Origin of the sequence: Rathayibacter sp. PhB152, assembly GCF_003751395.1 — a bacterium.
Classification (GTDB): Bacteria; Actinomycetota; Actinomycetes; order Actinomycetales; family Microbacteriaceae; genus Rathayibacter; species Rathayibacter festucae.
This window is the reverse complement of the sequence record NZ_RJUT01000001.1, coordinates 752,249-775,540: the sequence shown is the minus strand read 5'-3', so window position 1 is coordinate 775,540 and position 23,292 is coordinate 752,249. Positions and strand designations below refer to the sequence as shown.

Sequence of the window (23,292 nt, the reverse complement as noted above, 5' to 3'; positions counted from 1 at the left end):
CCGCAGCTTTTGAAACGTGTCAAGACAGTCTTGACAGCTCGCACACCCGTCGGTAGCCTCCTGAATTGTAACGTTTCAAACAATGCCCGCCCGGCATCGTCCGTTCGAAACGCCGTTGCACCTTTCAAGGAGGAAATGTGTCCCGCTCTGCAGAATCCCGCGGACGTCGCTCCCGCTCGGCCCTCACCGGGCTCGTCGCCGGTACCGGAGCCGCCGTGCTGCTGCTCACCGGCTGCGCCTCGGGCGACGGCGGCGGCTCGTCCGAGTCCGGCGCCGCCGGCTCCTTCTCGGTCCTCACCCCGGCCGAGAACTCGATCATCCGCGACGAGCTCGCCACCCTCGGTGAGGGCGCCTGCTCCGCCGAGAACGAGGCGATGCCGCTCGACAGCCAGACGGTCGCCCAGGCCGACGTGGTGCAGAAGATCACGCTGCTCGCGAGCCAGGACGCGCTGCCCACCAGCTTCGTCGCCGGCACTGCGCAGGTCCGCCCCGACGGCGACCTCGGCAAGAACGACCTCATCGTCGACTACGAGGAGAAGCTCACCGAGCTCGGCGTCTGGGACGACGTCCTCCCCGCCGCCCGCTCGACGATCACCTCGGTCTACGGCGGCATGGTCTCGCTGCCGTTCCAGTACAACGTCGAGGGCATCTGGTACAACAAGCAGATCCTGGCGGCGAACGGCATCGCCGAGCCGCAGACCTGGGACGAGCTCGTCGCCGCCCTCGAGACGCTGAAGGCCGCCGGAGTCGTCCCGCTCACCGAGGCCGGCAGCCAGGGCTGGCCGCTCACCCGCCTGATCGGCAACTACCTCTTCCGCTCGATCGGCCCGGACGCCATGAAGGACATCCAGTCCGGCGATGCGAAGCTCACCGACGCCGAGTACATCGAGGGCGCTCAGGCCGTCGCCGATCTCGGCAGCGCGGGCCTGTTCGGCGAGGGCGTCACCTCGCGCGACACCGACACCGCGAACGCCCAGTTCCTCACCGGCGAGGCCGCGATGACCTACAACGGCTCCTGGTTCCTGGCGAATCTCAACGACCCCGCTCAGAACCAGATCGGCGAGGAGAACGTCGGCTTCCTGCCGTTCCCGAACGTCACGGGCGGCGCGGGCGACAGCAGCCAGTGGCCCGCCAACGCCGGAGCGGCGACCGCGACCTCGACGAAGGCCTACGACGACGGGGTCGGCGACTGGCTGACCTGCATCGCCGAGAACTACGGCTCGAGCGTGCTGCAGAACCAGGGCGTCATCTCGGGCTTCGCGCTGAACGAGGAGGTCACCGACGTCCCGCCGCTGACCACCACGGTCCAGGAGTACGTGAACAAGGCGGACGAGACCGTGCTCTGGTTCGAGGCCCTCTTCGACGCGAAGACCACCTCGGACGCGCAGACCAACGTCTCGCTGCTGGTCTCGGGCGGCATGAGCGCCGAGGACTACATGTCGGCCCTCCAGGCCGATCTCGACCAGGCGCAGTGATCCCGAGCGGGCCGGCGGCTCCTCCCGCCGCCGGCTCGCGTCCTCTCTCCTCACCCTCCCCCGCGTGCACGCCCTGCGCGCACGTCGAAAGGACAGCGCTTCCGTGAACAGCGTCCTCGGAGACAAGAAGGCGATCCTGATCCTTCTCGGACCGGCCCTCGCCGTCTACACGCTCATCAAGCTCGTCCCGGTGCTCTGGTCGCTCGGACTCACCTTCTTCACCGGCAATCCGCTCAGCGGCTTCGAGTTCTCCGGCGGCGAGAACTTCCTGCGCTTCCTGCAGGATCCGCAGGCGCTCGAGGCGCTCTGGTTCACCGTCCGCTACTCCCTCGTGATCACTGCGGGGCAGGTCGTGCTCGGCTACGCGCTCGCCCTGCTCTACGTCTTCGTGCTGAAGAACGCGTCCTCCTTCGTCCGCACCGTGGTGTTCTTCCCGACCGTGCTGCCCACGGTCGCCGTCGCGCTGCTCTTCAAGAGCATGTTCGCCGTCGGCGGTCAGGAGGGCCCGGTCAACGCGGGACTCGGGTTCCTCGGTCTCGGCAGCATCGACTGGTTCGCGACCGCCGAGGGCACCTTCGCCGTCGCCGTGATCATGGAGCTCTGGCGCTCGATGGGCTTCTTCGCGATCCTGCTCTACGCCGGTCTCGTCGACATCCCGGAGGAGACGCTCGAGTCGGCCCGCCTCGACGGGGCGACCGGCTGGCGCCTGGTCTCCTCGATCGTGCTGCCGCTGTCGCTGCCGGTGCTGCTGTCGTCGGTGATCTTCAGCTTCAACAGCACGCTCAAGGTCTTCGACACCCTGCTCGCGCTGAACAACGGCGGACCGGGCAGCTCGACGACACCGCTGACGCTCTACATGTACCGCACCGTCTTCAGCTACTCGGACTACGGCTACGGCTCGACGATCGCGCTGGTGCTGACGATCATGTGCTTCCTCGTCACCCTCTTCATCTTCCGCTCGTCGCGCCGCGACAACACGAAGGAGGCCTGAGGTGTCCACCGGAACCCTCTCCCGCCCGGCACCCCGCACCCGCCCCTCGGTGCCGGCCGGCCCGCACCGCCGGGTCCGCAGCCTCGGCCGCGGCACGCGGCGCTGGATCGGGCGCGTCCTGATCGGCCTCCTCGTCGTCGTCGAGGCGTATCCGATCTTCTGGATCGTGATGGGCTCGTTCAAGACGCAGAACGAGTTCTTCGCCAATCCGACCTGGGCGCTGCCGCAGAGCCTCGACTTCTCGAACTACGTCTCGGCGCTGACGGAGGGCGACCTGGCGACGAACCTGCGCAACAGCGTCCTCGTCACCGTGCCCTCGCTCGCCCTGATGATCGTGCTCGGCGTCGCCGCCGCGTTCGCGCTCGAGGTCCTGGTCTGGCGCGGCCGCAACACGGTGCTGCTCCTGTTCATCGCGGGCATCATGATCCCCGGCCAGATGATCCTGGTCCCGCTGTTCACGGTGTACTTCCGCACCGGGCTGACGAACTCGCTCTGGCCGCTGATCATCACCTACACGGTGATGGGGCTGCCGCTGACGGTGTTCCTGATGACGGCCTACTTCCGCGCGATCCCCCGCGAGATCTTCGAGGCCGCCGCGATCGACGGCGCGAGCATGATCACCGCCTTCTGGCGGGTCGGCGTGCCGATGATGCGCAACGCGATCATCACGATCGCGCTGGTCGAGTTCTTCGCGGTCTGGAACGACCTGCTGATCGCGCTGACCTTCACGACGAACGACGAGCTGGCCACGGTGCAGGTCGGGCTGCTGAACTTCAGCGACGAGTACGGCTCGACGCAGTACGGACCGCTGTTCGCCTCGATCAGCATCAACATCCTCGGGATGCTCGTGCTCTACCTCTTCCTCAACAAGCAGATCATGGCGGGCCTCGCCGCCGGCTCCGTGAAGGGCTGACGGATGCGCGCCCCCTCCCCCTCCCCGCGAGATGCCACTTGTGCGGGCGACACGCCGTGAAAGCCGTGCACAAGTGGCATCTCGCGGAGGAGGCGTACTGGGAGGATCCCCGGCCGGGTGAGGGGCGGCGGCGGCCGCGGGCGGACGTGCTCAGCGACGCGCCGCGGCTGCGGCTCGACGGGGACTGGCGCTTCCGGCTCGCGCCGACCGCGCACGGGACCGGGCCGGGGTTCGCGGATCCGCTGCTCGACGATGCGGACTGGGACCTGCTGCGCATCCCGTCGCACTGGGTGCTCGAGGGCCACGGCGACCCGCTCTACACGAACACCGCGTTCCCCTTCCCGCTCGATCCCCCGCATTTGCCGGAGGAGAACCCGACCGGCGACCACCGCCTGCGCTTCGAGCTCCCCGCCGGCTGGCCGGAGGGCGGCCGGACCGTGCTGCGCTTCCAGGGCGTCGACTCCTGCGGCGCCGCCTGGCTGAACGGCGAGCCGCTCGGCTGGTCGACGGGCAGCCGGCTGCCCTTCGAGTTCGACGTCACCGGGCCGCTGCGGCGCGGCGAGAACCTGCTCGCCGTCCGCGTGCAGCGCTGGTCGGCGGGGAGCTACCTCGAGGACCAGGACATGTGGTGGCTGCCCGGCATCTTCCGCGAGGTCGAGCTGCTCTGGCGACCGGACGGCGCGGCCGACGACGTGCTCGTCACCGCCGACTACGAGGACGGCACGGGCACCCTGCTGGTGCGCGCGCTGGACGAGGCGGGCGGCGAGCTGCCCGGCGTGGTCCGGCTGCCCGAGCTCGGCCTCGAGGCCCCGGCGGGCGAGAGCGTCCGGCTGCCGGTCGAGCCGTGGAGCGCCGAGTCGCCGCGCCTGTACCACGGCACGCTCGAGGTCGCCGGCGAGCGGATCGAGCTCGCCGTCGGCTTCCGCACGGTGCGGATCCGCGACGGCGTCTTCACCGTCAACGGCTCCCCCGTCCGCCTGCGCGGCGTGAACCGGCACGAGCACGACCCCGATCGCGGCCGCGCCCTCGACGAGGCGACCATGCGCCGGGACATCGAGCTGATGAAGCGGGCGAACGTCACGGCGGTGCGCACCTCGCACTATCCGCCGCACCCCGCCTTCCTCCGCCTCTGCGACGAGCTCGGGCTCTGGGTGCTGGAGGAGTGCGACATCGAGACGCACGGCTTCATCTACGCGGGCTGGCAGGGCAACCCGCCGACCGAGCCGCAGTGGCGCGAGGCCCTCGTCGACCGCATCACCCGGATGGTCGCGCGCGACCGCAGCCACCCGAGCATCGTCATCTGGTCGCTCGCGAACGAGAGCATGGTCGGCGAGTCGTTCGACGTGCTCGAGCGGGTCGTGCGCCGGCTCGATCCGAGCCGGCCGATCCACTACGAGCGCGATCCGAGCTTCCGCAACTCCGACTTCTCCTCGGCGATGTACCCCGCGCTGGAGGAGCTCGAGGCGATCGCCGAGCGGCGGGAGCCGACCCCCGAGGGCGTGGTGGCCGGCTCGCCGGACGACGCGCGCCGCCGGCGCCTGCCCTTCGTGCTCTGCGAGTACGGGCACGCGATGGGCAACGGCCCGGGCTCGCTCGACGAGTACCAGCGGATCCTCGAGTCGTCCGAGCGGATGGCCGGCGGCTTCGTCTGGGAGTGGATCGACCACGGCTTCCGCGCGACCGCCGCCGACGGGTCGGAGCACTTCCGGCACGGCGGCGACATCGACTTCCAGCCGAACGGCGGCAGCTACTGCATCGACGGGCTGCTCTTCCCCGACCGCACGCCCTCGCCCGGCCTCGCGTCGCTCGCGCGGGCGATCGCACCCGTGGTGATCGACGTGGCGGAGGGGGCGATCGCGATCCGCAGCCGGCAGGACGTCGTCGACACCGCGGCGCTGCGCTGGCGCTGGCGGGTCGAGGACGACGGGGCGCTGCTCGCGGAGGGCCTGCTCGACGTCCCCGCCGTGCCGGCGCGCGGGAGCGTCGTCGTGCCGTTCACGGCACCGGTCGCGGGTGTCCTCACCGTCTCGGCCGAGCTGGCCGAGGCGGCGCCCTGGGCGCCCGTCGGCCACGAGGTGGCCTGGGGGCAGCGGCTCGACGCGCCGACCCCCGCCGTCCGCCGCCGCTCAGCACGGGTCGCCGACGAGGACGGCGTGCTGCGCCTCGGCGACGCCCTGCTCGACCCGCGCACCGGGCGGCTCCTCTCCCTCGGCGGCGTGCCCGTCGACGGGCCCCTCGTCGACCTCTGGCGCGCGCCGACCGAGAACGACCGCGGGCAGGGGACGCTGAACGCGCTCGCCGCGAGCTGGTCGGCCGTCGGCCTCGACCGCGTCCTGCACCGCACCGTCTCGGTCGAGCGCGACGAGCACTCCGTCACCGTGACCACCCGGAGCGGACCGGCGACCCAGACGCTCGCCGTGCTCAGCCGCCTGGTCTGGACGGCGGAGGAGGGCGCGCTGCACCTCGCCGCGCAGTTCGCGTTCACCGGCGCCTGGCAGGACACTCCGCACGGCCACCACTCGGTGACCCCGCCGCGCCTCGGCCTCCGCCTGACGCTCCCGCGCGGCTACGCGGACGCCGACTGGCTCGGCCGCGGCCCCGGCGAGTCCTACGCCGACACCCTCGACGCCGTCCGCTTCGGCCGCTTCGCCGCGAGCATCGACGCCCTGCAGACGGCGTACGTCGTGCCGCAGGAGAACGGCAACCACGTCGGCACCCGGCGCCTCTCGCTCGGCGGTCCGGGACTGCCGCCGCTCGTCGTCACCGGAGACGGCTTCGACTTCTCCGCCCGCCGCTGGACGAGCGAGGCCCTCGCCGTCGCCGCGCATCCCCACGAGCTGCGCGACTCCGGCCACGTCGTGCTCAACCTCGACGTCCGCCAGCAGGGCGTCGGCAGCGCCTCCTGCGGCCCGGCGCTCCCGGAGCGCTACCGCGTCCCACTCGAGGACGCGTCTCTGGAGCTGACCTTCCGCGCCGGCTGATATCAGCTGATCATCTGAAGCAGACTCTCCCGATGAGCACCGCGACCTTCACCGAACTCCTCCGCACGCCGAAGGACGTCCTCGCACACATCGACGAGGGCCGGGTCCGGATCACCCGTCGCGACGGCGACGACCTCGTCATCCTCCGTGGTCGCGATCTCGCCGCCCTGAAGGACGGCATCGCGCTCTCGAGCCGGTTGCTGCGCGCCATCGGCCGCCGTCGCGGCGACGTCGCCGCGGGCCTCACGGACCTGTTCGCCTGGACGAGCGAGTTCGACCAGGGCGAGCTCACGGCGTACGCGGCGGAGATCGAGAAGCTCGTCTACGGCGCCGGCGAGCTCGGCACGTTCGACCTCCTGCTCCGGGCGCAGCGCGAGTGGGAGGAGACGGCCCGCGCGTACGCCAGCGGGATGACGGCCGTCGCCCCGATCGAACTCCCCGAGGTGCCCGTCCGCGCGAGCCGACCCTGATGTCGGGCGAGCGAGGGATCCGATCGCTCGCTTCGCGCTGATCCGACAGGGCCGTGTCCGCTGAGGCGGGTGACGCTCAGGCGCGGCGCTCGAGCTCCGCCTCGGCGCGCCAGAGGTGCGCGGGCTCCCAGCCGAGGGCCTCGCGGGCGCGGTCGATCGAGACGACCGTCTCGAAGCCCTCGAGGGGGCGGGTCAGCGGTACGTCGGGGAAGGCTCCGGCGACCAGCTCGGCCGAGGGGATCGTCAGGCCGGTGTCGGAGGCGGCGATGTCGTAGACGGCGAAGCCGGGCTCGCCGACCTCCAGGGCGCGCGCGATCGCGCTCGCGCCGTCGCGGGCGTCGACGTAGCTCCACAGCAGTTCGCGGCGGTAGGCCGGGTCGCCGGCGCGCTCGACGAAGCGGGAGTACTCGCCGGCCCGGGTGATGTTGGTGAAGCGCAGCGCGGTGATCGAGCAGTCCCGGTCCCAGCGGACGAGCTGCCGGGCCATCGCCTCCTCGAGGACCTTGACCAGGCCGTAGGTGCTGTTCGCGCGGTCGCCGTCCTCCTCCGTGAGCGGGAGGGAGGCGGGCGGCTCGGCGAAGGGGAAGCCCATCGCGGTGATGCTGGAGGCGTGCACGATCCGCGTCACTCCGGCCCGCAGCGCGGAATGGAACAGGTTGAAGGAGACGGTCATGTTGGCGTGGAAGGTCGTCGCGTCCGGGACCAGGCCGTTCACCGGGATCGCCGCGAGGTGGACGATCGCGTCGACTCCGCTGTGCCGCGCGGTGATGCCGAGCACGGCGTCGAGCGCCTGGCCGTAGTCGGTGAAGTCGACGCGGGTGAAGGGCACCGCGACCGTCGGCGGCGTCAGGTCGAGGCCGATCGGCTCGTGGCCGTCGGCGAGCAGCTGCTCCAGGGTCGCGGTGCCGAGCGTGCCGGAGCAGCCGGTGACGGCGATGCGCATGGGGTCCTCTCGCGGGGTCGGGCGGGGGTCGAGCGGAGTGGGGCGGGGTCGGGCGTCAGCGTACGGGGAAGTCCGCGGGCAGCGGGAGGGCCGGGACCTCGTGCCCGGCGGCGTCCGACTCGTCGGCGTGCAGGTGCCCGGTGCGCCCGCCCGCCGGCAGGCCGGTCTCGGTGAAGAACCCGCGGAGCGGCTCGTAGACCGCGACGATGTCGTGCACGTCGCCCGCCCGGGTGAGCACGATGTCGCCGGCCTGGACGTAGCGCTCGGCGCCGTCGACGAGGATCCGGCCCTTCCCCTCCGCGAAGAACCACACCTCGTGGTCGTCGTGGTGGTGCCGGTCGAACCGCCCGCCCTCCAGCGGCACGGCGAAGCGGCCGAGGGTGCCGACGGCGCACCACTCCGGCCGGTCGCCGGGGTGCAGCCAGGTGCCGGGCTCGTAGACCGGCATCAGGCCTGCGCCCAGCGCGGCGCGGTGCCGGGCTCGAGGATCCGCGCGCCGGGCAGCTCGTCGAGGCCGGTCTCGGCGCCTCCGGGCGTGTACACGACGAGCAGACGCAGCGGCCGCCAGGTGGTGTTGTAGGTGGAGTGCACCGTGTCGCGCGGGATGTGCAGGGCGTCGCCCTCGCGGATCGCGAACGCCGGGCCGTCGCCGACGGTCTGCTCGCCCTCGCCCGAGACGACGTAGATGACCTCCTCCTCACCGGGATGGCTGTGCGGATCGTGGCCCTGACCGGGGTAGATGATCACCTCGCCGGTGGTCAGGCCGACGGGTCCGTCGAGGTGCGGGGTGACGAGCCACTTGATGGTGCCCCAGTCGAAGACGCGGGTGGGCACGTCGTCGGGGCGGCGGCCGGACTGCGCGGACGGGACGGACGGCGCGGACGGGGTGGCCTGCGCGGACGGGGTGGCGGGAGGTGTCGTGGTCACGGGGTCTCCTTCGAGGTGAGCGGGATGCTGGTGAAGTCGACGAGCTGCTGGCGGATCGCCCGCTCGGTCGGCAGGCGCTCGACGGAGGAGGCGCCGAAGAAGCCGGCGACCCCCGTCGTGTGCTGGAGGACGTACGCGGCGTCGGCGGGCTCGGCGATCGGCCCGCCGTGGCAGAGCACGATGACGTCCGGATTCACGGCGACCGCCGCGTCGCGCAGCTCCTGCACGCGCGCGGCCGACTCCTCGAGCGAGAGCGCCGTCTGCGCGCCGATGCTGCCGCTGGTGGTGAGGCCCATGTGCGGGACGAGGACGTCGGCGCCGGCCTCCGTCATCGCCACGGTCGACGCGACGTCGAAGACGTACGGCGCGGTGAGCAGGTCGCGCTCGGCGGCGAGCCGGATCATCTCGACCTCGAGGTCGAAGCCCATGCCGGTCTCCTCGAGGTTCTGCCGGAAGACGCCGTCGAAGAGCCCGACCGTCGGGAAGTTCTGCACCCCCGTGAAGCCGAGCCGCGCCAGCTCGTCGAGGAAGACCTCCATCCTCCGGAAGGGATCGGTGCCGCAGACCCCGGCGAGGACCGGGGTGTCGCGGATGATCGGCAGCACCTCGCGGCTCATCTCGACGACGATCTGATTGGCGTCGCCGTAGGGCAGCAGCCCCGAGAGCGAGCCGCGGCCCGCCATCCGGAAGCGGCCGGAGTTGTAGATGATCAGCAGGTCGGCTCCGCCGGCCTCGGCGGCCTTCGCCGAGATGCCGGTGCCGGCCCCCGCGCCGATGACGGGTCGCCCCGCGGCGATCGTGCGGCGGAGGCGGGCGAGTGCGGTCGCGCGGTCCATGTCAGCTCCTGTCCTGGTCGGCGGCGTGGGCCGCGGAGTGGTCGGCGGCGGGATCCGCGGCGTGGCGGATCAGCCGGTCGAGCGCGTCCGCGGCGGCGCGGGCGAACTCCGGATCGTTCACGTCGAGCGGGGAGTCGAGGACCTCGACCGCGGAGCCGGCCACTGCGGCGAGCACCGCGTCGACCAGCGCGGCATCGGCCTCGGCGTCGGCGAAGACGGCGCCCGGCACCCCGATCGCCGAGAGCCCGCCCCTCGGCACGGCCAGCACGGTCGGCCCCTCGGCCGCGGCGAGCTTCCGGCCGATCAGGCCGCCCAGCTCGGTGCTCTCGTCGGCGGTGGTGCGCATCAGCGTCACCGTCGGGTTGTGCACGAAGAACCGCCGCTGCGCGAAGCGCTCCGGGACGCCGTCCCGCGGGCCGAAGTTGACCATGTCCAGCGCTCCGAGGCTGACGACCTGCGGGACGCCTGCGCGCCCGGCCGCCTCGAGCCGGTCGGGGCCGGCCGTGAGCACGCCGCCGACCAGCTCGTCCGCGAGCTCGGTGGTGGTGAGGTCGAGCACCCCCGCGAGGTGCCCCGAGCGGGCCAGGGCCTCGACGGCCCGGCCGCCGGAGCCGGTGGCGTGGAAGACGAGGACCTCGTAGCCGAGCTCGTCGAGGCGGGCGCGGGCGACGTCGACGGCGGCGGTCGTCACTCCGAACATGGTGGCCGCGACGAGCGGACGGCCGGACTCCTCCGCGGGCTGCTCGCGCCGGGCGGCGTGCGCGGCGGCCATCCCCGCGATGCCGCCGGCGGCGTTGTCGAGGACCTCGCGGGAGAGGCTGTTGATGCCGGCGATGTCGACGACGCTGTAGGTCATCGTCACGTCGCTCGCGCCGACGTAAGGGGCGACGTCGCCCGACGCCATCGTCGAGACGAGCATCTTCGGCAGCCCGATGGGCAGGTCGCGCACGGCCCGGGCGGCGATGGACGAGCCGCCGCTGCCGGCGAGGGCCAGGACGCCGTCGAGACCGCCGTCGCTCCGGAGGCGCTCGAGGACCACGGCGGCGCCCTCTCCCATCGCGGTCATCGCGGCTCCGCGGTCGCCGCGCGAGCGCAGCTCCTCGAGCTCGGCGCCCGCGGCGCGGGCCGTCTCGGCGGCGGTGACGTCGGGAGCGGCGGCCGCTCCGGAGTGCGCGCCGACGCCCACATCGACGAGCACCACCTCGACGCCGAGGTCGCGCAGACGGGCGGCCGTCCAGGCGTACTCGGCGCCCTTGGTGTCGAGGGTGCCCACGAGGGCCACCCGGGGTGCCGGTGTCCGGGGTGCCGGTCCTGGGGGTGCTGGCGTCATCGCGGCTCTCCTCCTCCTGGCCGGATCGCTCCGGTCCACGTCGTCGTGGTGCGCCGGGCCCGCCCAGCAGCTGCCCCCATGATGACTCGCATTTTGAAACGTGTCAAACAGCATTTCCGGGGCTATGCTGACGCTCGATTGAAACGTGTCAGAGTCGAGACGCTCACGCAGAGGAGTGCTCGCCCAGCAGGAACGAGGCACCCCGGTGGCCATCCCCTCCTCCCCCCGCATCGAGCACCACCGTGCAGCGCTCGGCATCGGCGAGCGCCGACCCCGCCTCTCCTGGACGAGCCTCGCCGGCGACGACTGGCGCCAGGAGTCGTACGAGCTCGAGCGCGTCGACGCCGCCGGCGACGTGCAGCGCCGACGCGTCGGCTCCGCCGAGTCGGTCCTCGTGCCGTGGCCGTTCGCTCCGCTGACGAGCCGGGAGCGGGTCGAGGTCCGGGTGCGCGTCTTCGGCCGCGGCGAGGACGACGCCCCCTGGAGCCGTCCGACGGCCGTCGAGGCCGGCCTGCTCGAGCCGCAGGACTGGAGCGCGGTGCCCGTCGGCGCCGCCTGGCCGGAGGACCCGGAGTCCGACCGGCGTCCGCCGCTGGTGCGCCGCTCCTTCACGGTCGACGGCGAGGTCGCCTCCGCGCGCCTCTACCTCAGCGCGCACGGCCTGTACGAGGTCGAGCTCAACGGCGCCCGCGTCGGCGACGACACCCTCGCGCCCGGCTGGACGGCCTATGCCGACCGCCTCCGCTACGCCACCCACGACGTCACCGACGCCCTCGTCCCCGGCGAGAACGCGCTCGGCTCCTGGCTCGGCGACGGCTGGTACCGCGGCCGGCTGGGCTGGCGCGGCGGCTTCCGGAACCTCTACGGCACCGACCTCTCGCTGATCGCGCAGCTGGAGATCGTCTACGCCGACGGCCGGCGCGAGACCGTCGCGACCGACCCGTCCTGGCGGGCCGCGCCCGGCCCGATCCTCTTCTCCGGCAACTACGACGGCGAGGTGCACGACGCACGCGAGGAGCGGGACGGCTGGTCCTCCCCCGGCTTCGACGACGCCGGCTGGACGCCGGTCGCGGTGGCGGAGCGCGATCCGGCGACCCTCGTCGCTCCGCAGGGCCCGCCGGTGCGCTGCACCGAGGAGGTGCGCCCCGTCGCCGTGCTGCGCACCCCGAGCGGCCGGAGCGTGCTCGACCTGGGGCAGAACCTCGTCGGGCGGATGCGGATCCGGCTGAGCGGGCCGCGCGGGGCGACCGTCACCCTCCGCACCGCCGAGATCATGCAGGAGGGCGAGCTCTACACCCGGCCGCTGCGCGACGCCCGCTCCACGGACGTCTACACGCTGGCGGGCCGCGCCGAGGAGGAGTGGGAGCCGCGATTCACCTTCCACGGCTTCCGCTTCGTCGAGGTCGAGGGCTGGCCGGGGGACCTCGAGGCGGCGGTGGCCGCGGGGGACGTCGTCGCCCGGGTCCTGCACACCGACTTCGAGCGCACCGGCTGGTTCGCCTGCTCCGACCCGCTGGTCGAGCGGCTGCACGAGAACGTGCTGTGGAGCATGCGCGGCAACATGGTGGACATCCCCACCGACTGCCCGCAGCGCGACGAGCGAGTCGGCTGGACCGGCGACATCCAGGTCTTCGCGCCGACCGCGTCGTTCCTCTTCGACGTCTCCGGGATGCTCTCGTCCTGGCTCCGCGATGTGGCGGCCGAGCAGCTGCCCGACGGCACGGTGCCCTGGTACGTCCCGGTGATCCCCGCGCACGCGATGTGGACGCCGATCCGCCCCGGCGCGGCCTGGGGCGACGCCGCGGTCCTCGTGCCCTGGACCCTGTACGAGCGCTTCGGCGACGCGGGGGTGCTGGCGGTGCAGTACGACAGCGCGAAGGCCTGGGTCGAGCTCGTCGAACGGCTCGCCGGGCCGTCGCGGCTCTGGGACGAGGGCTTCCAGCTGGGCGACTGGCTCGATCCGGACGCTCCTCCCCAGGACCCGGCGGACGCGAAGACCGACCGCTACCTGGTCGCCACGGCCTACTTCGCGCAGTCCGCTCGGCGGCTCGGGCAGACCGCCCGCGTGCTCGGCCGCGAGCAGGACGCTGAGCGCTTCCTCGCGCTGGCCGCCGAGGTCCGGGCCGCCTTCGTCGATCGCTACGTCGAGCCGGACGGCCGGATGGCCAGCGACGCGCAGACCGCGTACGCGCTCGCCCTCGAGTTCGAGCTGCTGCCGGAGTCGCTGCGCGCCGCCGCGGGGGCCCGCCTGGCCGAGCTGGTCGCGTCCGCCGGGAACCGCATCTCGACCGGCTTCGTCGGCACGCCGATCGTCTCGGATGCCCTCTCGGGCACGGGCGGGATCGACCGCGCCTACGCGCTTCTGCTCGAGCGCGAGTGCCCGTCCTGGCTGTACCCGGTGACCCAGGGCGCGACGACGATCTGGGAGCGCTGGGACAGCCAGCTGCCCGACGGCACGGTGAATCCGGGGACGATGACCTCGTTCAACCACTACGCGCTCGGCGCGGTCGCCGACTGGCTGCACCGGGTGGTCGCGGGTCTCGCGCCGGCCGAGCCGGGCTACCGCTCGATCGCGTTCCGGCCGCGCCCGGGCGGCGGGCTCACCTCGGCGAGCGCCGCCCACCTGACGCCCTACGGCCGCGCCTCCATCGCGTGGACCCTCGCCGACGGCGAGCTGCGCGTCGAGGTCGAGGTGCCAGTGGGCGCCACCGCGGTGCTCGACCTCGAGGGCGCGGAGCCGCGCGCCCTCGGGCCGGGCCGGCACGCGGCCGTGGTGGTGGCCGGGGCGGGAGTCTCGAGACCCGGCGTGCGCGAGCGGATGATCGGCTGACCGGTGTCCTGACCGGGGTGGATCTCGATACGCCCGCTCCGCGGGCTACTCGATCAGCATGGATCCGACCGGGGCGGAGCGCGGGATCCACGAAGAAGAGACGCCCGCACACATGCTGGTCGAGTAGCCCCGCAGGGGCGTATCGAGACCCGCCACCACCAGCAGGGCGGGTCTGCAGACCCGCGTTCCGACGGTGGCGGATCTCGATACGCCCACTCCGCGGGCTACTCGATCAGCATGATTCTCCGCAGACGTACGAGGTGATCTTGCGCCGGGGCTGCCCTGCGTACCGGCTGGAGGTGAGCGTGCTCCCCGACGGGAAGGTGCGGAACGTGAAGGTGTCGACGAGACCCCGCCCCATCGCCGCCCCGGCCCCTCACTCCCCGTCGGCGAAGTCCGTGCTGCGGCTGAGCGGCTCCCACGCGTCCACGTCGGAGCGGAGGGCGTCGAGCGCCGCGCGGAAGGCGTCGGAGGCGTCGTTGCCCAGCAGCAGGATCGACGGCGGCGCGTCCGACTCCACGGCCTCGATCAGGGCGATCGCCGCCTTCGCCGGGTCGCCCTTCTGGGTGCCGTGCACGGTGTCGTGCTCCTTGCGGCGCTTGCCCGCCGTCTCGGCGTAGTCGGCGATCGGCTGCGACGACTGGGTGAGCGAGCGGCCGGCGAAGTCGGTGCGGAATCCGCCCGGCTCGACCGAGAACGCGCGGATGCCCAGCGGCGCGACCTCCTTGCGCAGCGACTCGGTCAGCGCCTCGATCGCGGCCTTGACCGCCGCGTAGTAGCCGGAGCCCTCGGGCGAGATGCGGGCGCCGATCGAGGAGAGGTTGACGATCACCCCGGAGCGGCGCTCGCGCATCCCGGGCAGCACCGCCTTGATCGTGCGCACCGTGCCGAAGAACTGCGTGTCGAAGAGCTGCTGCACCGCCTCCGCCTCGCCCTCCTCGACGGCCGCGCGGTAGCCGTAGCCCGCGTTGTTGACCAGAACGTCGATCCCGCCGAAGCGCTCCTCGGCGGCGTCGACGGCGGCGGCCACCTGCGCGTCGTCGGTGACGTCCAGCGCGAGGGCGAGCGCGGAGTCGGGGTGCGCCTCGGCGAGGTCGCGGACGGAGTCGACGTCGCGCGCGGTGACGACGACGCGGTCGCCGTGGGCGAGGACGGCGGTCGCGAGCGCGCGGCCGAGTCCGGTGGAGCAGCCGGTGATGAGCCAGGTGGTCATGGCGGTCCTTCTTCCTCGAGGTGCCCGCGGACGGCGCGGGCCGGACTCCATTCCACCGCCGCCCGGGCTCCCCGGGACAGGGGTGGACGCGGATCACGGCTGGACGCGTGAGAGGGTGGTCCGGTGTCCACAGTGAGCGTGCCGACGCCGCGCTCGGGGGTGCGGACGCGGCGATTCCGGCGCCTCGCGCGCCTCGGCTTCGCCGTCAACGGCGTCGTGCACCTGCTGATCGGCGGCCTCTCGCTGCGGGTGGCGTTCGGCGACGAGACGACGCAGGAGGCGGATCCGTCCGGCGCGATCGGGCGCCTGGCCGAGTCGCCGCCCGGCCTCGTCGTCGTCTGGGCGGCACTGGTCGCGCTCGTCGCCCTCGGTCTGTGGCAGTTCACCTTCCAGAGCCGCTCGAGCGATCCGAGCCGCGCGAAGCGCTGGGGGCGGCGGATCGTCGAGTCGGGCAAGGGCTTCGCCTCGCTCGCGCTGGCCGGGACGACGCTGGTGTTCGCGCTCGGCGGGTCGACGAGCTCCTCCGCGACCATTCGCGCGATCAGCACCGACCTGCTGGCCCGCCCGGCCGGGTCGATCGTCCTGACGATCGTCGGCGGCATCGTCCTCGGCAGCGGGATCGGCTTCCTCGCCATCGGCGTGCGGCGCGGCTTCCGCAAGCTGGTGCGCATCCCGGCGGGGCGCCGCGGCCTGGCCGTGCTGATCCTGGGCGCCGCCGGCTACGTCTCGAAGGGGATCGCCCTCGGCATCGCCGGCGGTCTCTTCGTCGTCGCGGCGATCACCGGCGACGCCCGGCGGGCGACCGGGCTCGACGGCGCTCTGCGCTTCCTCGACGTCCCGCCCTACGGCACCATCGCGCTGACCGCGATCGGCGCCGGCCTCGTGATGTACGGCGCCTTCCTGATCGCCCGCGCGAAGCTCGCCAAGCTCTGAGGGCCCGGGCTCAGCCCATGACCGCGGCGGGACCGAGCCGCTTCGCGTAGCAGCGGGTCGCCGGCTCGTCGCCCCAGTAGCCGAAGCCGGGGATCGGGTCGTAGCCCGAGCTGCTGTAGAGCGCCATCGCCTCGGGCTGCTCGATGCCGGTGACCAGGCGGAGCAGCGTCACGCCGTGGCGGACGGCCAGCTCCTCGACTCCCGCGAGGAGGAGGCGGCTGTAGCCGCGGCCGCGCGCCGACCCGGCCACGAACATCCGCTTGATCTCGCCGATCTCCCCGTCGGCGGCGAGCGCGACGCAGCCGACGACCTCGGGCCCGACCTGCAGCAGCAGCGTCGGTGCGTCCGAGGGCGGCCGCGGCCCGGGGTCGTCGCCGCCGTAGCGCCTCATGATCTCGGCCTCCTGCACGGCGAACAGCCGCCCCGCCACCGCATCCGCCGCCGTCGTCTCGACCAGCCGCGCCTCGTCCGCACTCACGCCCCCACCCTCGCACGCTCCCATCGCTCCCCGCGAGATGCCACTTGTGCACGCGACACGCCGAGGAAAGCGTGCATAAGTGGCATCTCGCGGAGGGTCAGCAGACGGCGGAGCGGAACCGGAGGTCGGTGAGGAAGACCCCGTGCCAGCCCTGTCTGCCCTCGTGCTGGGTGTAGGTGAGCGTGCTCCCGGAGGGGAAGACGTCGAAGACGAAGACGTCGTTCTTGAAGTACGCGATGGTCGAGACGTCTCCCTCGACGCGACGGTACGGGTCGGCGAGCGTGCCGGCACCGGTCCCCGCGAAGAGGCCGTCCTGGACGATCGTCGTCGGCGCGACACTGAAGCCCATCGCGTCCCAGTGATCCGGCTGCCAGGCCTGCCGGTCCTGCGAGGTGAAGTCGTAGAACTCGAACCGGAGGTCGACCGGATCGAACAGCCGCCCCTGCGGATCGAAGAACTGGAAGGTCAGGGTCTGCGAGTCGGATCCCGGACTGGGGAGGGTCGTGGCCGGACCCTCGCGCCGCTGATTCAGGACCAGCGCTCTTCTCGGCGCGGTGCCCGAGTACTGCACCTCGGTGCTCTCGAGGTCGGTCTCCCCGGTGACCGCGCCCCATCCGAGTCCGCTCTGAGTCAGGTTGAAGCTCTGACCCTGCGTCGTCGTCGTGGTGCCGGGAGCGAGCACCGAGGTGATCCGCACGGTGGACACCGCACCGGAGGAGCTGGGCGCCAGGAGCACCGCGGTGTCACCGCCGGTGTTGCTGGTCCGCCTGAAGGCGACTGCGCTGTCGCAGAGGGCGGCGGTGGAGGCGGCGGCCAGAGGCGCCGCGAACACCGCGGCGGCGACCGGAGCGCTCCACACCGCCGCTGCGCTCACGGTTCGGCGGGACGGTCCGGGCGTGGGGGTGGAGGACGAGGACACGGCGGTCCTTTCGATCATGAGGCGGAGTGCGCCTCGATCCGGCGGAGTGGTAGCGCTGTCATCGCGCTGTGCGGCCAGCCAAGCGCACCTCCTCCGCCGCGAGCAGTCCCCCGTCCGCGCCACACCCCCCGGTGAGCACCTCCGCGAGATGCCACTTGTGCACGCGACACGCCGGGAAAGGCGTGCACAAGTGGCATCTCGCGGGAGGGAGGGGGACGCGCGGGTCAGGCGTAGTGGGCGGCGACCTCGGCGAGGCACTCGCGGAAGACGCGGACGGCGGGCGAGGCGAGCTGGGCCTCGCGCTGCGCCGTGAAGATGGTGCGGCGCGGGCGGCCGGGCAGCTCGAGCAGGCGGCAGTCGGGCTCGCCGCCGGCCCAGACCAGGTCGGGCATCAGCGCGACCGCGTTGCCCGAGGCGGCGAGGCGGATCTGCGCCTGGAGGTCGGCGGTCTCGAAGCGCACGTCGGGCTCGAAGCCGGCGACCCGGCAGGTCTGCTCGGCGAAGTGCCGACTCGCGGTGCCGCGCGGCTCCATCACCCAGGCGGCGTCGCGCGCGCTCTGCAGGTCGCGAACCGCGGAGTCGTGGCGGACCGCGAGCCGGATCGCATCGGTCGTGAGGTCGCTGCGCACCAGGCCCGGCAGCCAGGACACCGAGTGGCCCGGGTACTGCTCGGCGACGACCAGGTCGAACTCGCGCGCCCAGGACGTCTCGTGCAGCGCTCCCTCCGGCTCGCGCTGCACCATCTCGACCCGCACCTCGGGCGCCCGCTCGGCGATCGAGCGCAGCGCGCCCGGCATCAGCGCGAGCGCCGCGGACTGGAAGACCGCGACCCGGACCCGCCCGGTGACCGACTCCCCCGACGCGGCGAGCGCCGCCTCCGCCCGCTCGAGCAGCGCCAGCACCTCGCCGGCCGCCGCGACCAGGATCTCGGCCTGCGGGGTGAGCTGCACCCGCCGCCCGACCTTGCGCAGCAGTTCGACGCCGGTCTCGCGCTCGAGCACGGTCAGCTGCTGCGAGACCGCGGAGGGACTGTAGGCGAGGGCCTCCGCGGCGGCGGCCAGGGTTCCCCGGATGGCGACCTCGCGCAGCAGCACCAGGCGGCGGACGTCGAGCACGGGCGACCTCGATTCGGCAGAGCTGATCAGTAAGGAGGAGTTACCGGTACCGGTAAGGAACGGTCGCTTCTGCTCAACGGTACCCCGGTCGGATACTGACGTCATGACGGATCTCGCCGCGCCTGCCCGCTCCACCGGTCCCTCCTCCGACGACGCCGCCGGTCACGCCGGTTCCGCCGGTCACTCCGGCCCCGCCCCGGACAGCGTCGACGCCGGCCTCGTCGACGCGAGCGTCGCACTGGTGCGCCAGTGGCTGCGCGACGCCGCCGACATCCCGGTCGACGCCTCCGGCGCCCAGCTCGCCGGCGTGCTGAAGGATCCGACCGGCCTCGACTTCACGGTCGGCTTCGTCGACGGCGTCGTCCGCCCCGAGGACACGAAGGTCGCCGCCGCGGCGCTGCGCTCCATCGCCGGCGGCGTCCCGCGCTTCCTGCCCGCCCCGATGCGCGGTGCGGTCGCCCTCGGCGGCGCGGTGGCCCCGCTGCTCCCGGACGTCGTCGTGCCGATCGCGCGCCGGGTGCTGCGGCAGATGGTCGGCCACCTGATCATCGACGCGACCGACTCGCGCCTCGGCCCGGCGATCGCGAAGATCCGCCGCGACGGCGTCCGGCTCAACATGAACCTGCTCGGCGAGGCGGTCCTCGGCCGCAAGGAGGCGCAGCGCCGCCTCGAGGGCACCCACCGGCTGCTCGCGCGCGACGACGTCGACTACGTCTCGATCAAGGTCTCCTCCACCGTCGCCCCGCACAACCCGTGGGCGTTCGACGCCGCGGTCGACGACATCGTCGAGGAGCTCGCCCCGCTCTTCACCCGCGCGGCCGCCGCGACGCCGCAGAAGTTCGTGAACCTCGACATGGAGGAGTACAAGGACCTCGACCTCACCATCGCGGTCTTCACCCGCCTGCTCGACCGGCCCGAGTTCCTCGGCCTCGAGGCGGGCATCGTGCTGCAGGCCTACCTGCCCGACGCGCTCTCCGCGATGATCCGGCTGCAGGAGTGGAGCGCCGCGCGCCGGTCCCGCGGCGGCGCAGGCATCAAGGTGCGCCTGGTCAAGGGCGCGAACCTGCCGATGGAGCAGGTCGAGGCGTCGGTGCACGGCTGGCCGCTGGCGACCTGGTCGACGAAGCAGGACTCGGACACCCACTACAAGCGCGTGATCGACTACGCGCTGCACCCGGACCGGATCCGGAACGTGCGGGTCGGCGTCGCCGGCCACAACCTCTTCGACGTCGCGTACTCCTGGCTGCTGGCCGGCGAGCGCGGTGTCCGCGAGGGGATCGAGTACGAGATGCTGCTCGGGATGGCGCAGGGCCAGGCGGAGGCGGTGCGCCGCACGGTCGGCTCGCTGCTGCTCTACACGCCGGTCGTCTCGCCCGCCGAGTTCGACGTCGCGATCGCCTACCTGATCCGCCGGCTCGAGGAGGGCGCGTCGAGCGACAACTTCATGTCGGCCGTGTTCGAGCTCGAGGCGCAGCCCGCGCTGTTCGCCCGCGAGGAGGCCCGCTTCCGTGCCTCGGTCGCCGCGCTCGACGGCGCGGTGCCGCCCGCGCACCGGGTCGCCGACCGCTTCGCCGCGTCGGGCCGCCCCGGCTTCGGCGACTTCCGCAGCACTCCGGACACCGACCCGTCCGTCGCCGCGAACCGCGCCTGGGCCGAGGAGATCCTCGCCCGCGTGCCCGCCTCCCGTGCCGGTGTCGACGCGATCGAGGCCGCGACCATCGCCACCCGCGAGGAGCTGGAGGCGGCCCTCGCCGCGACCCGCGCCGCCGGCTCCGCGTGGGGCGCCCTGCCCGCCGACGAGCGGGCGCGCATCCTGCACCGCGCCGGTGACGAGCTCGAGGCGCGCCGCGGCGAGCTGCTCGAGGTGATGGCCGCCGAGGCCGGCAAGACGATCGACCAGGGCGACCCCGAGGTCTCCGAGGCGATCGACTTCGCGCACTACTACGCCGAGCGGGCCCGCGAGCTGGACTCGGTCGACGGCGCGGTCTTCCACCCCGCGCAGCTGACGCTCGTCGCTCCGCCGTGGAACTTCCCGGTCGCGATCCCCGCGGGCGGTGCGCTCGCCGCGCTGGCCGCCGGCTCGGCCGCGGTGCTGAAGCCCGCCGGGCCGACCGCGCGCTGCGGCGCCGTGCTGGCCGAGGCGCTCTGGGCCGCGGGTGTGCCCCGCGAGGCGCTGCTGCTGCTCCGCCTGCCCGAGGAGGAGCTCGGCGCGGACCTCGTCGCGCACGCCTCCGTCGACCGGGTGATCCTCACCGGCGCGTACGAGACCGCCGAGCTGTTCCGCTCCTTCCGGCACGACCTTCCGCTGCTCGCCGAGACCAGTGGCAAGAACGCGATCATCGTCACGCCCTCCGCCGACCTCGATCTCGCCGTGAAGGACGTCGTCGCGAGCGCCTTCGGCCACGCCGGCCAGAAGTGCTCGGCCGCGTCGCTCGTCGTGCTGGTCGGCTCGGTCGCGCGCTCCCAGCGCTTCCGCGCGCAGCTGCTCGACGCGGTCGACTCGCTCACCGTCGGCCTGCCGACCGACCCGGCGACCCGGATGGGGCCGGTGATCGAGCCCGCCGCGGGCAAGCTGCTGCGCGGGCTGACGACGCTCGGCGAGGGCGAGCGCTGGCTGCTGCAGCCGCGCGCGCTGGACGACAGCGGGATGCTGTGGAGCCCGGGCGTCCGCGACGGCGTGCGCCGCGGCTCCGAGTACCACCGCACCGAGTACTTCGGCCCGATCCTCGGAATCATGACCGCGGCGACGCTCGAGGACGCGATCGCGCTCGTCAACGAGGTGGACTACGGCCTCACCTCGGGGCTGCACGCGCTCGACCCGGCCGAGATCGGCACCTGGCTGGAGGGGATCCAGGCCGGCAACCTCTACGTCAACCGCGGCATCACCGGCGCGATCGTCGAGCGCCAGCCGTTCGGCGGCTGGAAGAAGTCGGCGGTCGGACCGGGCACCAAGGCCGGCGGGCCGGACTACCTGCTCGGGCTGGGGTCGTGGACCACCGCGCCGTCCACGGCCACCGCCGCGGTCGAGGACCCGCGCGTCGGCAGGCTCGTGGCCGCCGCCCGCGCCGAGCTGCCCGCCGCGGAGGCGGACGCCGTCGAGCGGACGGCCCGCAGTGCGGCGCAGGCTCTGGCCGCGGGTGCCGCCCGCGACATCACCGGGCTGGCCGCCGAGCGCAACGTGTTCCGGCACCTGCCGTACGACGCCCCGGTGCTGATCCGCCTCGCGGACGGCGAGCCGGTCGGCTCGCTCGCGCAGGTCGTCGTCGCCGCGGCGACCGCGGGCACCCGGGTGGCGGTCTCGAGCGCGACGGAGCTGCCGCCGCAGCTCGTCTCCGCCATCGCGTCGGGAGCCTCCGCTGTCGCCGTCGAGGACGAGGCCGCCTTCGCGGCGCGGGTCCGCGAGCACGGCGCCGGCCGGGTGCGCCTGCTGGGCGCCGACGCCTCCTCCGTGACCGCCGTCACCGGCGGACGCCCCGACCTCGCCGTCTACGCGAACGAGGCCACCGAGTCCGGCCGCCTGGAGCTGCTCCCGTTCCTCCGCGAGCAGGCCGTCTCGATCACCGCCCACCGCTTCGGCACCCCGGACCACCTGACGGACGCCCTGCTCTGACCCCCTCCCCCGCCTCCTCCCCCGCGAGATGCCACTTGTGCACGCTTCTCACGGCGTGTCGCGCGCACAAGTGGCATCTCGCGGAGGGGGGTCCGCCCGTTCGCGACAGGGTGCGGGGGGACGGTCGACGGGGCGGGCGGCGGGCGCCAGGCTGTGCGCATGACGCGGCAGGAGCAGGCGCCCCCGGCCGCGGTGAGCACCCGGCGGGTGAGCATCGGGGCCGCGCTCGATCCGCGCAGCAACAGCATCAACGCACTGCGGCTGGGGCTCGCGGTCCTCGTGATCGTGTCGCACTCGTTCCCGCTGGGCGGCTACGGTGACGCGCCGGGCGCCGGCGGCAGCGGCGGCTCCGGGCCGGGCCACTCGGATCTGGGCGACTGGGCGGTGGGCGGCTTCTTCGTCACCTCCGGCTACCTGATCACCGCGAGCCGGCTCCGCTCGCGCTCGCTCGGCGACTACCTCTGGCGGCGGTTCCTGCGCATCTACCCCGCCTTCCTCGTCTCGCTGCTCGTCGTCGGGTTCGCGATCGCGCCGCTCGCGTCGCTGCTGCTCGGCGCCGGTCCGTGGAGCGCGGCGGGCGGTGCGCGGTTCGTGCTCGGGAACCTCGCGCTCTACATCCGCGAGTACGGGATCGACGGGATGCTCGGCTCGGTGCCGTACCCGGGGGCCTGGAACGGCTCACTGTGGAGCCTCTTCTTCGAGTTCGTCAGCTACCTCGTGATCGGGGTGCTGATCTCGGTGGTGCCGCGGCGGTGGGTCGCGCCGCTGGTGGTCGTCGGCTTCGCGGGGCTGACCCTGGTCGCCGGCGTGCTGGCCACCGATCTCGTGCCCTTCCCCGCGGCCCTCAACCAGACGGTCACGCTCGTCGCGTACTTCCTGGCCGGCGCGATCGTGCACCTCTTCCGCGACCGCATCCCGCTCACCCTGCCCCTCGCACTCCTCGCGGTCGCCCTCTTCGCGCTGGTGGTGGCGTCGGGGCTGTACCGGGTGCTGGCGGGGCTGCCGCTCGCCTACCTGATGCTGGCCCTCGGCGCGCGCCTCCCCCTGCGGCGCCTCGGGGCGACCCACGACGTCTCGTACGGGATGTACATCTACGCGTTCCCGGTGCAGCAGCTGCTCGCGCTCGCGCTGGTCGACGCGGACGTGCCCCTCGTGGCGTACGTGCTGCTCTCGATCGCGGCGACGCTGCCGTTCGCCTGGGCCAGCTGGCTGCTGATCGAGCGCCCCGCGATGCGGCTGAAGCGGCTGACGGCGCGCGCCCCGGTCGACGACGAGGGTCACGTCGGCTGACTCCCTCCCGCGAGATGCCACTTGTGCACGCGACACGC

18 protein-coding genes are annotated in these 23,292 nt (G+C 73.2%); 9 read left to right on the top strand and 9 right to left on the bottom strand.

Annotation, left to right across the window (positions count from 1 at the left end):
- Positions 1 to 137 precede the first annotated feature (137 nt).
- From EDF36_RS03400 to EDF36_RS03380, 5 genes are all read left to right on the top strand, one after another.
- The gene (locus EDF36_RS03400) at positions 138 to 1,475 is read left to right on the top strand and encodes an ABC transporter substrate-binding protein (RefSeq protein WP_123731890.1); all 1,338 of its coding nucleotides are present in this window, start codon (positions 138 to 140) and stop codon (positions 1,473 to 1,475) included.
- 103 nt (positions 1,476 to 1,578) lie between these two features.
- Positions 1,579 to 2,466 (top strand): carbohydrate ABC transporter permease, encoded by an 888-nt coding sequence (locus EDF36_RS03395; protein WP_123444732.1) that lies wholly within the window; start codon positions 1,579 to 1,581, stop codon positions 2,464 to 2,466.
- Between the two features lies 1 nt (position 2,467).
- Complete coding sequence (locus EDF36_RS03390) at positions 2,468 to 3,379, top strand: carbohydrate ABC transporter permease (protein ID WP_243581075.1); 912 nt, start codon at positions 2,468 to 2,470, stop codon at positions 3,377 to 3,379.
- A gap of 65 nt (positions 3,380 to 3,444) precedes the next feature.
- On the top strand, positions 3,445 to 6,360 hold the full coding sequence (locus tag EDF36_RS03385; protein WP_123731889.1) for a glycoside hydrolase family 2 TIM barrel-domain containing protein: 2,916 nt from the start codon (positions 3,445 to 3,447) through the stop codon (positions 6,358 to 6,360).
- A gap of 32 nt (positions 6,361 to 6,392) precedes the next feature.
- Complete coding sequence (locus EDF36_RS03380) at positions 6,393 to 6,830, top strand: hypothetical protein (protein ID WP_123731888.1); 438 nt, start codon at positions 6,393 to 6,395, stop codon at positions 6,828 to 6,830.
- 76 nt (positions 6,831 to 6,906) lie between these two features.
- Here EDF36_RS03380 and EDF36_RS03375 read toward each other — a convergent pair whose 3' ends face one another.
- From EDF36_RS03375 to EDF36_RS03355, 5 genes are read right to left on the bottom strand one after another with little or no spacing between them, the layout of a single operon-like run.
- Entirely contained in the window at positions 6,907 to 7,773 is an 867-nt protein-coding gene (locus EDF36_RS03375) for an NAD(P)-dependent oxidoreductase (protein ID WP_123731887.1), read from the bottom strand.
- A 55-nt stretch (positions 7,774 to 7,828) separates the two neighbouring features.
- On the bottom strand, positions 7,829 to 8,221 hold the full coding sequence (locus tag EDF36_RS03370) for an AraC family ligand binding domain-containing protein (RefSeq protein WP_123444728.1): 393 nt from the start codon (positions 8,219 to 8,221) through the stop codon (positions 7,829 to 7,831).
- Positions 8,221 to 8,700, bottom strand: a complete 480-nt coding sequence (locus EDF36_RS03365; protein WP_123731886.1) for a cupin domain-containing protein — start codon at positions 8,698 to 8,700, stop codon at positions 8,221 to 8,223. Before EDF36_RS03365 ends, EDF36_RS03370 begins: the two co-directional genes overlap by 1 nt.
- Positions 8,697 to 9,536 carry a phosphoenolpyruvate hydrolase family protein gene (locus tag EDF36_RS03360; protein ID WP_123701514.1) on the bottom strand — a complete coding sequence of 280 codons (840 nt, stop codon included), beginning with the start codon at positions 9,534 to 9,536 and terminating at the stop codon, positions 8,697 to 8,699. The genes EDF36_RS03365 and EDF36_RS03360 overlap by 4 nt, the downstream gene beginning before the upstream one ends.
- A gap of 1 nt (position 9,537) precedes the next feature.
- Positions 9,538 to 10,866: a Tm-1-like ATP-binding domain-containing protein gene (locus EDF36_RS03355; protein ID WP_123731885.1), complete on the bottom strand. Its 1,329-nt coding sequence runs from the start codon at positions 10,864 to 10,866 to the stop codon at positions 9,538 to 9,540.
- Between the two features lie 205 nt (positions 10,867 to 11,071).
- On the opposite strand from EDF36_RS03355, the gene EDF36_RS03350 reads away from it, so the two are divergent.
- Entirely contained in the window at positions 11,072 to 13,696 is a 2,625-nt protein-coding gene (locus tag EDF36_RS03350; protein ID WP_123731884.1) for an alpha-L-rhamnosidase, read from the top strand.
- A 376-nt stretch (positions 13,697 to 14,072) separates the two neighbouring features.
- On the opposite strand, the gene EDF36_RS03345 is transcribed toward EDF36_RS03350, so the two are convergent.
- Positions 14,073 to 14,909 (bottom strand): oxidoreductase, encoded by an 837-nt coding sequence (locus tag EDF36_RS03345; protein WP_123731883.1) that lies wholly within the window; start codon positions 14,907 to 14,909, stop codon positions 14,073 to 14,075.
- Positions 14,910 to 15,032: 123 nt separating this feature from the next.
- On the opposite strand from EDF36_RS03345, the gene EDF36_RS03340 reads away from it, so the two are divergent.
- Positions 15,033 to 15,842, top strand: coding sequence for a DUF1206 domain-containing protein (locus EDF36_RS03340; RefSeq protein ID WP_123731882.1), 810 nt, complete (start codon positions 15,033 to 15,035; stop codon positions 15,840 to 15,842).
- A gap of 10 nt (positions 15,843 to 15,852) precedes the next feature.
- On the opposite strand, the gene EDF36_RS03335 is transcribed toward EDF36_RS03340, so the two are convergent.
- From EDF36_RS03335 to EDF36_RS03325, 3 genes are all read right to left on the bottom strand, one after another.
- On the bottom strand, positions 15,853 to 16,320 hold the full coding sequence (locus EDF36_RS03335) for a GNAT family N-acetyltransferase (protein ID WP_185020348.1): 468 nt from the start codon (positions 16,318 to 16,320) through the stop codon (positions 15,853 to 15,855).
- 97 nt (positions 16,321 to 16,417) lie between these two features.
- Positions 16,418 to 17,239, bottom strand: coding sequence for a hypothetical protein (locus EDF36_RS03330; protein WP_148059959.1), 822 nt, complete (start codon positions 17,237 to 17,239; stop codon positions 16,418 to 16,420).
- Between the two features lie 224 nt (positions 17,240 to 17,463).
- A complete protein-coding gene (locus tag EDF36_RS03325; protein ID WP_123731879.1) occupies positions 17,464 to 18,354 on the bottom strand; it encodes a LysR family transcriptional regulator in 891 nt (296 codons plus the stop codon).
- 103 nt (positions 18,355 to 18,457) lie between these two features.
- Between EDF36_RS03325 and EDF36_RS03320 the strand changes: the two genes are divergently transcribed.
- Together EDF36_RS03320 and EDF36_RS03315 are read left to right on the top strand one after the other, a co-directional pair.
- Positions 18,458 to 21,964, top strand: coding sequence for a bifunctional proline dehydrogenase/L-glutamate gamma-semialdehyde dehydrogenase (locus tag EDF36_RS03320; RefSeq protein ID WP_123731878.1), 3,507 nt, complete (start codon positions 18,458 to 18,460; stop codon positions 21,962 to 21,964).
- 159 nt (positions 21,965 to 22,123) lie between these two features.
- Positions 22,124 to 23,254, top strand: a complete 1,131-nt coding sequence (locus EDF36_RS03315; RefSeq protein ID WP_123731877.1) for an acyltransferase — start codon at positions 22,124 to 22,126, stop codon at positions 23,252 to 23,254.
- Positions 23,255 to 23,292: the final 38 nt, after the last annotated feature.

Excerpts from the sequence above, each read along its gene's own strand:
- EDF36_RS03380 (WP_123731888.1), top strand. The coding sequence starts at position 6,393 with ATGAGCACCGCGACCTTCACCGAACTCCTCCGCACGCCGAAGGACGTC.
- EDF36_RS03375 (WP_123731887.1), bottom strand. The coding sequence starts at position 7,773 with ATGCGCATCGCCGTCACCGGCTGCTCCGGCACGCTCGGCACCGCGACC.
- EDF36_RS03370 (WP_123444728.1), bottom strand. The coding sequence starts at position 8,221 with ATGCCGGTCTACGAGCCCGGCACCTGGCTGCACCCCGGCGACCGGCCG.
- EDF36_RS03360 (WP_123701514.1), bottom strand. The coding sequence starts at position 9,536 with ATGGACCGCGCGACCGCACTCGCCCGCCTCCGCCGCACGATCGCCGCG.
- EDF36_RS03355 (WP_123731885.1), bottom strand. The coding sequence starts at position 10,866 with ATGACGCCAGCACCCCCAGGACCGGCACCCCGGACACCGGCACCCCGG.
- EDF36_RS03345 (WP_123731883.1), bottom strand. The coding sequence starts at position 14,909 with ATGACCACCTGGCTCATCACCGGCTGCTCCACCGGACTCGGCCGCGCG.
- EDF36_RS03320 (WP_123731878.1), top strand. The coding sequence starts at position 18,458 with ATGACGGATCTCGCCGCGCCTGCCCGCTCCACCGGTCCCTCCTCCGAC.
- EDF36_RS03315 (WP_123731877.1), top strand. The coding sequence starts at position 22,124 with ATGACGCGGCAGGAGCAGGCGCCCCCGGCCGCGGTGAGCACCCGGCGG.